We start from the raw sequence: 12261 nt of genomic DNA on the forward strand, positions 1-12261 counted from the left end.
CACCCACCCCCATAAAAACCACCCACCAACGCGGGGTGGAGCAGCCCGGTAGCTCGTCAGGCTCATAACCTGAAGGTCGTAGGTTCAAATCCTACCCCCGCATCCATACCCACAAAATCAGAAATAAGTTGATACGGAACCATCGGCATACTGCTTGTCAATAGCAGAGCTATATTGTGGGGAGGCGTGTCTGCAGAGCTCTACAAATGGGCTCATGAATGGTTTGGGTGGATTGTTCGGGCAATTTTCTGCCCAGCAAGCGCTCTCAATGCCTGACCCGGGAGTGTTGGCCAGGAAGGTGATATCCCAGATTACGTTTGGATTTGGGTTCCAGGTTACCCTATTGGCAGCAGTGGCGCTTGTCATCATGCGCATATAAGGGCCATTCAACGCCATTTGAGAGAAGTGTAAGCTTTTCTGAGGTAGGCTGTCGGATAAGACTATCATCAAGAATAATGGTTTTGAAATGGTTCGGGCGTATAAAGCTTCTCGGGAGGAGCTGAACAGAGCGCTGGGACACTGTCCTTTTATCAAGAACGAATTGCAGCAGTTTTGCCATGTTCTTCAAATAGGTGGACGTCAATATGGTGAGCTTTGCTGACTAGCGGTCCTTTTTGCCATGATGGGGCCAGAGACGAAGAGATAGTGCCGGCCTCATTCAAGCTTAAGATACTGTGCATCGATCTGCGTAGGTCTGGAACTAAAATAGTTAATGCCTGGCAGCTTGTTCCTGTCATCAAGGAACTGAATGAAATGGGATTTCAGGATTAGGCCGCAGACCGAAACAGTGGGGTTTTCTTGTGATCCATGGCCTATCTCCTTTTGGAAAACCATGAACAGTGTCAGCCGTTCCAACTAGATTGAACCGTGTCGTGTATGAAATCTTCCCTTAGGGAAGATGCTGTTCGGTTATTCTTTTCACCATCATTCCTGGAAAATGCTTTTCCTGTCAGGGATCGGATTGGAACCCTAAGGCGTATTTTTCTTTTGCCTTGAAGGCTCCGTTGGAAACAGGGATATCGCCATAGATTGCGCTTCGGTGCCAGCCAATGTCATGGCTGTGTAGCCGAAAAACTGTGTCTTTTTCATGTCCAGTCTTTTGTAACTTTCGGCCAGTGGGCTGATTGGTTGCCCAAATCAGAGTTGCCTAGGGAGATACTCTCTCCGTGTTCTTTCTGAATATGGAGGAACGGTATGAAAGGGGGGCACCGGCTTCCGTCGCAAGGATGCCCTCGCCGTAGTGGGTTGTCACTGTTCTTCATTCTTTCAGACGTGTCAAGAGAATTTCTCTCAAGTGTCTGATTCTTAATTTAGTCTTCTGCTTAAGTCAAAATATAAAATTTTATGTTAACATAAAACAATGATAGCATGAGGATGTGCCTGATATTTCAGGAACATTAAAGAAGGATTTCAGAGTATGCGTCGTTCTATTTTTGCGATAACAGCATGTGCCGTTTTTGCGTTTTCGACACAGAGTAGTTATGCAGGATTCTTGAGTGATATCGAAAATGCAGGGACTGCATCCAACGGTGCCGCCATTGGAGGAGTTGCCGGGGGAAAGAAAGGTGCCTTGATTGGTGCCGGTGCTGGCCTAGCCTTTCAGACGTTGCATGCTCAAGCCAAGGGAAATAATGAGCAGCAGAAGGCTGTGGAAAATGGTTTGAACGCTGAAATTGCCACGACCAAGAAAAAGTTGCGTATCGCTCAGGCGAATGTGCAGAAAGCCCAGAAGGCTTATGATGAAGCAGTCGCCAAGAAAAATGGTCTTGAAGGCGATGCTGCGAAAGCCCAGGATCAGGTTATTGCTCGTAAAAATGCTGTTTTGGAAAATGAGAAGCAGCGTGTAGCGGAATATAAGGCAATGTCTAACAAACTGCAGCAGACCAAGAGCGATGCGCTTGCAAAGTCTAATGCTCAGAATAATGGCGATTAATATTTGAAATTATATATCTTGAATGGAGCATATATTTATATGCTCCATTTCTTGATAGAACGCCTAGTATATTATTTTTACTAGGCGTTTTTCTGTATGAAAGGGGGTATGTTATGATTGTTAAGGTCTCAAAGAGACGCTCATTGTATGTGTCTCTCTCAACAGCATCTCTTATGCTGTTTTTGGCTGGTTGTTCAGCAGCAGATTGTGACCCGAATAAACAGGATGAAATGTTTACCCAGATGGCTTGTTCGTTTGGGGGAGGCTACCAGAAAAGAACAAAGGCTTTGACAAATGAGCGTAGCGTGCAGGAACAGGCTGTTCAGATACAAGATGCTCATCTAATGTCCATCAATCAGCAGATTGCCGTATTACGTCAGGAAATGGCGCAGCTACAACAGAAGATTGCTAAGGAAAAAGCGCAGCGTGATGATCTTCTTAGACAGGAAGTTTCCCTGCAGCAGCAGTATGATCAGGCAAAAGCTGATGGCGATTCCGATAAAATGAAAGAGTTGATCGAAAAAATCAGGAATGTGTCTCAGATAAAGAGTCATTTCGATTATAGCATTAAAATAGATAATGCAGCATATGCTTCTAAAGTTGACGAACTCAACAAAAAATCTGCTGAAACTCATTCACTTTAAAACATTTTAAATTATTTTTTCTAGTCTTATGGAAGCACAGGGATATGAAGTATCCCTGTGCTTTTTCCTTATCTGTTATAATAATGCATATGAGCCGCCTGTTCTATTTTTGCAATAATATCCCGCTCAGCCTCGAGGGATTTACCGGAGGATATGTCTTTTGTATTTTGTATGGCTATGTCTAGCCAGTCGAGGCGCCTGGAAAGGGGAAGGTCTTTATAATTATTTTTGAGATTGTTTACTATGATGGTCTTGGCATCCTCCAGACGGGTATCCCTTTGGCTATTACGGGATACTGTTTTTAACAGGCCGAGGTAAGCGTTCACTGTATCATCAAGCGAAACCTGTTCTGTCGAGATGGAGGTTTTATAGATGCTCAGATTGGGGTTACGGGCATTGTCAGGATCATTGACGAAAGCCGTATAATTGACAATGTCAATCCTGTTCGAGGCGATCTGCTTGCTTAGTGTCAACAGAGTAGTCAGGTTGGCGACAGCGCTATCTAGGTCAGCTTGATTACGTTCTGCATTGGCCTGATTTTGTGCCTCCCGTGCAGCCTCCATCGCCTGGTTCAATTGGGTAAGACGGGCTTGTAGCTCAGCTTTGTTCTGGTCACTTTGGCCCAGGGCAGACTGAAGGTTTTTGAGAGCATCGTTTTCGTTGGCATGCTCTTCTTTGACCTTGCTGGTATCAGCGTTGGCAGCATCATTGACCAGCGCAGCGAACCCTTTTTGTGCTTTCAAAGCTTCCTGTAGGCTATTCATTGTCATAGCACCGATGACAACACGGAACCCGACCTCAGGAGCACGCTTTGCGTCTCCATTGTCGTCATAAGGGGCAAATTCCGCACGATAAGCGCTGGAAATGTCTCTGGCGGAATTCAGGACACTGCCTCCGAAAACTTGCGTCCCGCCTGTAAGGCCCTGGTTCCAGTAATGCAGGTAAGCCCTCATCTGGTAGGGTGTAAGAACCATCTCACTGACATTGCCGACTATATCGTACAGGGAGAGGGGATTGGCTATATTGAGTGATCCAATCGGTTTGGGGATGACGCCATGATCGGTAGAAATCCCCTGACTGCTGCCAACAATGCAATCATCAATCTGATTCTGGCAATCGCTGCCCGGTTGTGGCCAAGGGGCAGGTTGTGTGTTCAGGGAACTGTTCTTGATCCCTCCACTAGCGGCAAAAACCCATTCAGCATCAGTTGGCAGGCGAATAAAGCCGGGCTTGTCTCCTCGCTTCGGCAGACGGTCAGGAGCATTCTTCATGAGCCAGCTCGTCCATTTCTCTGCAAACTGCTGTGCTTCCAGGAAGGAGATATTACTGGCAGGAAAATTCCTGCGCTGAGGGGGAGGAGCCCCCTGACCTTCCATGACAAGTTTATATTGCGCCGCCGTTACCTCATATTTTCCGATATAGTAGACAGGATGCTGATTTTTATCAGTAAAGGGAGCGGCAAGATTGGCTTCATGTATGAAAAGGTTATAGCCATTGCTATGGGAGGCCTGAGTACTTTTCAAATCCATGGCCTGGCCAATTGTGATCCGCCGGTTTGCCATGAAAGCGGCATCTCCTGTGCTGGCTGACGTAGGTTGTACTTCAACACGGCGAAAAACCATGCCCCCTCCGCAGGGCATGGGAAGAACCAGTTCCTCGGCATCGGAATCTGGTGAAGGCTTGGGGTCATAGATGGCTTTGTTCCAGTTGACCTGTGCTGGAGTGGAGGTTGTGCACTGTGCCCGTGCTGTGTGGCTGGAGAGATATGTACAGAGCAGGGCTGACAAGACAAAGACGGGCGCTGATGGGCGAAGTTGAGCCATGATGCGCAGGGATGGTTTCCGTAATGCTAAAAATTCTGTTGCTGTAGCGAAATGTAAATAAGACATTGGTGGTCCTTTGCTTATAAAGGCATGTCAATCATGATGACAGGCTGTCAGGAGTTGCATATGCCTTGCCATGGTGAAACCCGGTGCAGGGAGCGTGTTGTTGCCCAGGCCATGATGGTCGATCCTGGGATAATATAAGCAACTAGCTGCAAGGCAAAGGCGATTGTAATATTTATGGAGGATGCTGACGTTTCGTCTTGTAGAAACGTGTTGTGAAGTATGCGATTCATGGGCCAGCTTAATCCCCAGGCTATGCAAAAGGCGAGGCAGGTTCCTCCAGTGGCCAGGAGAATGGTCTGCACGACAGGGATGATACGAGCGTTATTCAGTCCAAGAAATGTCAGGCTTGCGAGATGGAATTTCTTTCGTTCAGTTTCCGCTGCGATGGCCGTACCCAAAGTAACGGCAAAGCCTATGGCCCCGATATAAGCCATGAGATGAAAAAGATGTGTTGTTTGCTGATTGATATTAAGAATGGTTTTAACACGGGGAAGCTCGCTGGTTATGCTTAACCCCTGATGTGTCAGATCTCTGTCCAATGTGATGACGTCAGATAGTGAACGCGCATAAAGTCTGAAGCCGGGCCATGTTGCCTTTGGTGTACGTGCTTTCAGGAAATCAGCTGCTTTTTGTTCGCCCAGGGTCAAGGCTTCCTGCCAGGAGGAGAGGTTGGTGTTCTCGCGCCATTCTTCGGCGGCTTGCGCTACAGGAAGTGACACGAATAGCTGGAAGCGGGATGTAACGGTCTCGTCTGCGATAGCAGCAACGTTTAATTGTATGCGAGCCATTTTTGCAGCGCCTGCGGCATGTCGGTCAATGAGCATGACGAAGGTGTCCCCGGGTTGAAGGTGCATGTGTTCTGCCAGATGGGCGGACATGACAACCGGGATATCTGGAGATGAAATCTGCGCATGTAATTTTGCCAGGCGCATTTCAATTCTCTTTCCCAGAAGAGGATCTCCGGGAGAGGATGGAAGGAGTTCGGCGTCTGTTCCCTCGAATACTGACGTTGTGTTGGTTGCCTGTAACCGTACGCTTGCGGCGAGTGTGCGTGTTTTGGGAAGGAGAAAGGTCACTCTCTTGTCGGTTCTCAAGGCCTCCAGTTGTTGTTCGGAGTAAGGATAATTTCGGGCGCTTGAAATTTCCAATGCCGAGGGGTCGTGCAGTAGAGTCTGTTGCATATGATCAACGAGACCTGCCTTCAATCCTGCAAGGAGCAACATGGGCAGCAGAGTACTGGCAAGACCACTTACAATACACAGGGCAAGTATTTTATTGGAAAAAAGGTCCCGCCAGGCTAGATGACAGGCAAGAAGAAGGTGACGAAAGTGCGTGTGACCCCGGGACGGCATGAGCGTTTCCTTTAGAGAAAGTTATATATGAAAATTGTTAATTGTGGATGATAGTTTTATTCCCTTTCATCTGAGCCTGAACCAGTGAAAATTCGGCCTTCTGTAGGGCGTCTATGTCATGACTTACTACAATGACGCCGGCGTTTTGTGTTTCTGCATAATTGCGTAGTAAATCCAGGACGATCGCAGCCTGGGAAGGGTGAAGGGGAGCTGTTGGTTCATCAGCCAGAAGGATAGGGGGTGTGTGAATTAAGGCTCGTGCTATGGCAACACGCTGCCTTTGACCGACAGATAATTGAGAGGGCAGTTTTTCAAGGCAGGATATGATCCCGAGCCGCTCGGCAAGCATGTCGATGTGCCCAGCACCCTGCCCGGAGGGGGGAGTTTCCAGCACATTCAAAGCGAGGGCAATATTTTCGCGCGCTGTCAGGAACGGCAGAAGGCCGCCGGTTTGCGGAATGAAACCGACGTGCTCGGCCCGTAATGTAGTGAATAGCCGTTCACGTTTGCGGTTTGTGGTGTGTGACCCGGGTGAAAGATAAGGGGCGAGCTGCCTCTCGAGCAAAGAGAGGCAACGAACTTTTGTTGGAAGAAGGGCGAGCGAAAGTAGACCAAGCAGTGTACTTTTCCCGCATCCTGATGGTCCGATAACCCCGAGGCATGTTCTCTTGTGCAGTGTCAATGAGGGGATCTCGAGCGTAAAATCCCCCCCCGGTGCCTGCCAGGTCAAGGATTCGGCGTGGAGAAGGGGGGGATCGGCAGGACAGCTTTCACTCTGAACCATGGTTGGGGCCGTGTTCAAGGCAAGTCATCCAACCCTACGGAATAAACTTTTTCATCCTCATCATTGCCCCCGTTGATGGAATGCCAGCCGTCCGTATCACTTTCATAAAGCTTGTAGCGTTCAATAAGCGCACGCAGGTCGCTGAGTATGGCGTCCTGTTCCCCGGCGCTCAGGCTATTCCAGCGCTCCTGGGTGAGTTGGGCAATCCGAGACCGATAGGGAAGGCCATTCAGATATTCCGGCAGCAGGCTGCCCAGTGTTCCATGGGCGGCATCGCCATCATGTGAGAGGGCATCCGGATTACGGGCCGAGGCTGCGAAGGCAAATTGCAGCCGCTGGAAAAATTGCTCGGGAGCCAGCTGGCTTTGTTCACCCTGGTCCAGAATGGTTTCAAGCGAAGAGGCGAGATTGTTCATTTCATTTCGCTTCATCAACAAATTGACGCGCAAGGCAGTTTTATTGCTGACAGGATCGGTGCTTGCAACATAGCCTTCGATCATGGGCGGAAGGCTGGCATTGTCACGTTGGCCTATGTAGCGCAGACGCATGGCCTGCTCTACAATGGCCATGCGGTCATTGGAGGGGCCCTCAGGTGTCGTTTGGCTGCCATGTTGACCGGAAATGTGACTTGCCTGGGTCAGAATCGCCTGTGTCAGTTGTCGGACAACGAGGTTGAAATCATTCGTCAGATTATCGGATGTACCATTACCGACGGGATAATAGAGACTGGACGTATTCGGGAATGCCGAGAGAGTTCGGTATTGCGCTTCTGCCCGGTCAGTATCGTTGAACTTTTTCCCGGCGGGTGTGTGAAGATGGATCACGAAGAGGGCAATATCGTGTTTTTCGGCCAAACGGTTGAGGTCGGTGATGCCAAGGTGGGTTGAACTTAGAGGGTTGTGTTCATCGCGGGCACCGGCATCGGTTACCAGAATGATATAGCGGCCTTGCATGGAGGACCAGTCAATATCCGTTATGGCAGTTTTCAGGCCAGCGATGGGGTCTTCGTCGAAGCCGAAGGAGGAGACATGTGCTTCGTTGACGGAAGCGATCTGACTGGTGATGGCATCGCTCGATTGGGTGAAATCGGGAGTTGCAAAAATTTTTGAGGCATATTCAAGTCTGGGATCATCCTTTCTGGACTGATCCCTGAAGCCTACAAGCCCGAAACGGAAATTGTGTCCCAGGGGAGCGTTGTTGATCTGTGAGACAATGTCATTGATGGCATTGCGAGTTTGCTCGATGTAAGGCTGCATGCTCTGTGTCGTATCAATGACAAAGACCAGACCTGCGCGGAATGGGGGTGCTGCGTCGCTTTTCTGTTCGTGGGGGGGAGGCAAGGTGGCCCCGGCGCCGTGCATCAGCATGGCACCGGTATAATCGGGCTCGCTATTATGTGCGTCCAGGATGGGCAGCAGATAAAAATGTTTTTTCTGATCAATCCAGGCATCAGGTTCCAGTGCGGCAGCCTGGCTGTTGGGAGGCTGGTGATCTCCGGCGCTGAGGATGGCCCGGGCATCGGCGGCAGGGTCATTCCCATTCAGCAGATTCTCTTCGGCCTGCCGGGTGCTCATGAAGATGGCGCGCGATCGACCTGCCAGCGGAGCAAACTGGGCATTCAGGCGATGATTCCAGCTGAGTGTCTGGGATGCCTTGATCCAGCCATTGGGATGATCTTTCGTACTGCCAATCTGAAGTTTGTCATTCGCCCTGGCAAAGACGTAATAGGCCAGAAATCCTGGAGAAGGGGTGCCCTGTTCGGTGTGTTCATCTGGCGTGATGATGGCCCCAGGCTGTGTAAGTATTTGCTGATAAAGAGTGCCCCCTGCCCTTTGCAGCAAAGGAGCGGCAAAGCCGTGCTGCCCGGTGAGGGCGATTATTCCGCACAGGGTGGACCCCATCAGTCTTGTGATGATCCTGGCTTTTTGGGAAGAAAAGGAGAACAGCGTGCTGGCAGAAAGAAATGTTGGGGTCATCGTGCGTATTCCTGAAGGGTGAAAGCGGCCTCCTGGTCGCCATTTTCGGCTTTCTTGCGAAGGGCTGCGAGCAGGCTGTCCCGTTCACTGCGAACGTCCTGATTTCCTGCGAGAAGGGCCTCGCGGTAGTAGCGTGCTGCCTCCCGGGGATTGGGTTGAGGAATGGGGCCGTCGGTACGGAACCTGGCAGGATCATACAGCTCTCCCATTCTCTGGAGGGAGACCGGGTCATGTTTGGTTGCTGCATACCCAAGCAGCCGCAGTCCTGCGTCACCCTGGCCTGCACGGATACGTCGCCACCCCTCCTGACCAATGGCAGCCGGGGTGACCAGCTGCTTGACGGCATCTGCCGGACTCATGTTTTGGTAAGCAGGCGTTGCGAGAAAAGATGGTTTGTGAAACCAGAACCATCCTCCTGCCGTGGCAAGACAGAGTGCGATCACTGCCCCCCCTGCCGGGATGAGCAGTCCCTTCTTCCTGGAGGAGGAAGGCGTTTTATCCATCGCTTGCGTTGTCTCGGGTGCATCCTCCGGCTTTTTGTCTTCAGGCGTCCCGTTGGCAGGATGCTGGGTGGCCGTTGCATCAGGTGGTGGAAAAGGCACGGCTTCGGGGGGGGCGGCAGGAGGCGGAGAGAAGGCTGCCTGTTGTTGGGATTGCTCTTCTTCTGTCTCCGATGCCATTTGCAGGATTTGTGAAGCCGTCTGGGGCTGTCTGTTCGCAGGGAAGCCAACCCAGTCGATTTCTGCTTCTGTTATGCCGAGCGCTGGAATACTGACAGCGGAAGCGGCCAGCGGGTCAATGCAGGCTTCGGCCTGCTTGCGCGGAAGAAGGGCAATGACCATATGCCCGTCATGCGAGATTATTGCGCAATCTGGCAGGAATGTGTCGTCAACCTGCACAGTGACGTTCTGTTGCGTTGAGACGTCACCCGATGCAATGACCAGGCCAAGAGTCATCTCTGCTTGTAATGGAATGGCTTTGTCGGCAAGGGTAATCTGATTCATCTGTTTATGTCTTTCCCGTTATCATGTGCATTGTCGAGCCTGCTCAGTGTCTCCAGGTACTGGCCCAGCTTGGCATTCTCCTCCACGTCATACTGCGGACCGGCTTCCCGGAAACGGGCCTTCAATGCGGTGACCCAGTCCAGGAGGAAAAGTACGCCGCTATTGCCTATGTTCGGAAGATCTGGATAGAGCTTCCCGGCTGGATCTTCGGGAAGAAGGAAGATTGGCATACCCGTTTTTTCACAAACCGGCCGGTTTGCTGGGGCGTCCTTTCTGTCAACGGGGGGATATCCGAGCCATGTCACAAAATTGCTGATGGTCTCGGCCGTAAGGATTCCAGGTTTTTCGCCATTCTGGACAAGCTTGCTGACATTTTTACATGTGTTGCGCAAAATGTTGGCAATGTCTCCAGCCAGATTGTTCGTTTCAGCCAACTTGAAAAGTTGTGCCAGGAAAGGCGAGAAGGCATCGTTGTTGACATGAAGCCAGTTTCGTTCCCTTTCGGTACTCATGTTGTCAGAAGAGAATTTTTCCCGGCAATGGTCTTCCCAATATTCTAGGATATGTGCGGCGAAACGGTCAAAATCATCTTCCTCTGGTGCAGCGTCAGCGGACACGTTTTTCTCGGCTGGAGAGGGTGAGAGGAGACTTTCAAGTAACTGAATTTCCTGGTGAGTGGTCTGCGGTTTGGTTTTGTTGAAGGCAATCCATTCCCGAGTAACAAGCTCTGCACTAAGGGAGAGTTGCTGGAGCAGTACGCCAAACCGTCCTTTCTGGGCGAGAGGGAGGCAGGGTGCCCTGATGAAATTATCCACGGAGCGCTCTGCTTCGGCGTGAACGGCTTCCTGCGAATTGTCAAAGTAGAATTTCTTCCCTGTCTCCTGCAGGTTCTGGAGTATCCTGCGCAGCTTCAGATACAGCTTGCTGGTCTTGATATCTTTTTCTGCGAGAGGAAGGAGACGCTCGGCAAGATAGCTGACACCGCCATCATTGGGCTTGAGTACGGCATCGAAGGCTTTGTCATGGTTCCTGATGTAGGTTCTGACTTTTGCTGAACTGTCGTACCCTGTTTTGAGGCTTGGCAGCCGGCTCTTGAAGCTAGGGAGCATGGTAGTTTCATTTTTCTGGGCATCGCGATCGTAGATCGTATCCCCATAGGTGGGGGAGCGCAGCCATTGGATGTTATTGAATATTGGCTGGGCGGGTTCCCACGCATTAAGCCAGGGAGAGTTTTTGAAATAATTGATGATAGAAGCATCGAGCCGCGTGTCCCAGCGTTCAACTCCATCATCTGGCCGTCCTGGCGTGGAGGCTAATGCCGTGTCGAATTTGGTCAGGATGATAAATAAGGAGTTATCCTGGGTGCTGCGCTCTTCTGGCGTAGCGCCAATGGTCGTGTTGACCCAACCATCAATCATCGCCGGCAGGCTAACGACCTCCTGGTTACTGTCGCCAATACATAACAGGACAGATGTCAGGTCATTGTTGCTCTTATAGAGGTGGAACAGATAGTCGACCTTCCCGCGGAGAAAAAGCTCGGGGATGTTCGTGGCCTTGCTGAGTGATGGATATTCCCCGCGGGATCGCGCTCCGGGGAAGTCAAGTAAATCGATCCGCTTTTTCTGGAACTCCCACCGTGCTGCCTTCAAGGGGAGAATAAGCTCTGAGATGAGGGCCGCTGCAACGTCACGCCCCATTCCAACCAGTTTTCCACTGGGGGATTTCAGGGCGGTATTCATGCTGGCTCCCGGACCCCACAGGGTTTCAACATTCAGTATGCTGCCATTATTGGGGGCGTTCAGGGCATCGGGATTACAAAAAGCCAGTTCATCCCTGTCGAGACTGAAGCGGGCTTTGAGCAGTTTGTGCGCATAATCGGTGAAAGGCGAGCTCGGACCACCCCATAATGGAGAAAGAGCTTTTATGGCTGTATCGAGATCAAATGAAGATATGTTCTCTGCGAGAAAAGCCCAATATTCATTATCAGTCCCGTCTGATGAAAATGGCGTATAGCTTTTTTCAGAGAGGAACGAGCTGTTAAAATAATCCTGCAATGCTTCAACATCATTTTTCGTAAAAAATGGTTCCTGCTGCGGATCGTTTTTTTCACGTGGGATGATGTTTTTTATGGTTTCAAGTATGTCAGTGGTTTTAACAGCATCTTCGGTAAGCTTGAAGTCCCTGAAATAGGTATTCCCTAAAATACAGACCACATCTCTTGCCGAGAGCAGTTTGACGCAAATCGGTGTGTCCGCACCCACGTTTGTGGGGAGTGAGGGAGGGGTTACGGTAAAGCGGGAGACAAGACCGGAGGATTCCTTACCGCCTGGCGGGTTGATTTCCCTCAGAAAGTCCAGCTGGTGGTCAGTTGAAAAGTCGATGATGAGGGGGCCGGTCTCGGGAGAGGTCAGGGCGCCGGTCAGGAAGGATTTTCCCGCCTGGGAGGCTCCATAAACGGCAATTGTCTGGGGTGCATCAGCGGTGTGATCGATTGCCTGCGCAGCACGCAGGCAAGCACGCACCTCTCTCCCTTCCCTTGCATGAGGCTTGTTGTGCTCCATCCAGGCAGAAAGGGTTTCTGCAGTGGTGGCAAGTGCTGAAGATACGCGCTTCAGGGCGTCGGGAGATATGGCATCCATGGCGTAGACTTTCTTGGGGCGGTGAAGGAGGCTGGGAGAT

General features: G+C 50.7%; 8 protein-coding genes and 1 tRNA gene. 3 read left to right on the top strand and 6 right to left on the bottom strand.

What is annotated here, in order from left to right; all coding sequences use genetic code 11:
* Positions 1 to 29 precede the first annotated feature (29 nt).
* The 3 genes from J8Z04_RS03235 (at position 30) to J8Z04_RS03245 (ending at position 2577) form a co-directional block, all read left to right on the top strand.
* Positions 30 to 106 (top strand) — tRNA-Met (locus J8Z04_RS03235).
* 1311 nt (positions 107 to 1417) lie between these two features.
* Positions 1418 to 1933: a hypothetical protein gene (locus J8Z04_RS03240; protein ID WP_192848647.1), complete on the top strand. Its 516-nt coding sequence runs from the start codon at positions 1418 to 1420 to the stop codon at positions 1931 to 1933.
* A gap of 113 nt (positions 1934 to 2046) precedes the next feature.
* On the top strand, positions 2047 to 2577 hold the full coding sequence (locus J8Z04_RS03245) for a kinetochore Spc7 family protein (RefSeq protein ID WP_192848499.1): 531 nt from the start codon (positions 2047 to 2049) through the stop codon (positions 2575 to 2577).
* A gap of 68 nt (positions 2578 to 2645) precedes the next feature.
* Here J8Z04_RS03245 and J8Z04_RS03250 read toward each other — a convergent pair whose 3' ends face one another.
* The 6 genes from J8Z04_RS03250 to J8Z04_RS03275 all read right to left on the bottom strand — a co-directional run bounded on the left by J8Z04_RS03250 (position 2646) and on the right by J8Z04_RS03275 (position 12221).
* On the bottom strand, positions 2646 to 4466 hold the full coding sequence (locus J8Z04_RS03250) for an SUMF1/EgtB/PvdO family nonheme iron enzyme (RefSeq protein ID WP_192848500.1): 1821 nt from the start codon (positions 4464 to 4466) through the stop codon (positions 2646 to 2648).
* A gap of 47 nt (positions 4467 to 4513) precedes the next feature.
* Complete coding sequence (locus J8Z04_RS03255) at positions 4514 to 5818, bottom strand: ABC transporter permease family protein (protein WP_043561880.1); 1305 nt, start codon at positions 5816 to 5818, stop codon at positions 4514 to 4516.
* A gap of 37 nt (positions 5819 to 5855) precedes the next feature.
* On the bottom strand, positions 5856 to 6500 hold the full coding sequence (locus tag J8Z04_RS03260; RefSeq protein WP_192848501.1) for an ABC transporter ATP-binding protein: 645 nt from the start codon (positions 6498 to 6500) through the stop codon (positions 5856 to 5858).
* Between the two features lie 116 nt (positions 6501 to 6616).
* On the bottom strand, positions 6617 to 8578 hold the full coding sequence (locus J8Z04_RS03265; protein ID WP_212125568.1) for a vWA domain-containing protein: 1962 nt from the start codon (positions 8576 to 8578) through the stop codon (positions 6617 to 6619).
* The gene (locus tag J8Z04_RS03270; protein ID WP_192848503.1) at positions 8575 to 9582 is read right to left on the bottom strand and encodes a hypothetical protein; all 1008 of its coding nucleotides are present in this window, start codon (positions 9580 to 9582) and stop codon (positions 8575 to 8577) included. Before J8Z04_RS03270 ends, J8Z04_RS03265 begins: the two co-directional genes overlap by 4 nt.
* Positions 9579 to 12221, bottom strand: a complete 2643-nt coding sequence (locus J8Z04_RS03275) for a virulence factor SrfC family protein (protein ID WP_192848504.1) — start codon at positions 12219 to 12221, stop codon at positions 9579 to 9581. The genes J8Z04_RS03270 and J8Z04_RS03275 overlap by 4 nt, the downstream gene beginning before the upstream one ends.
* Positions 12222 to 12261: the final 40 nt, after the last annotated feature.

This window comes from Bombella apis, from assembly GCF_018221685.1.
GTDB lineage: Bacteria > Pseudomonadota > Alphaproteobacteria > Acetobacterales > Acetobacteraceae > Bombella > Bombella apis.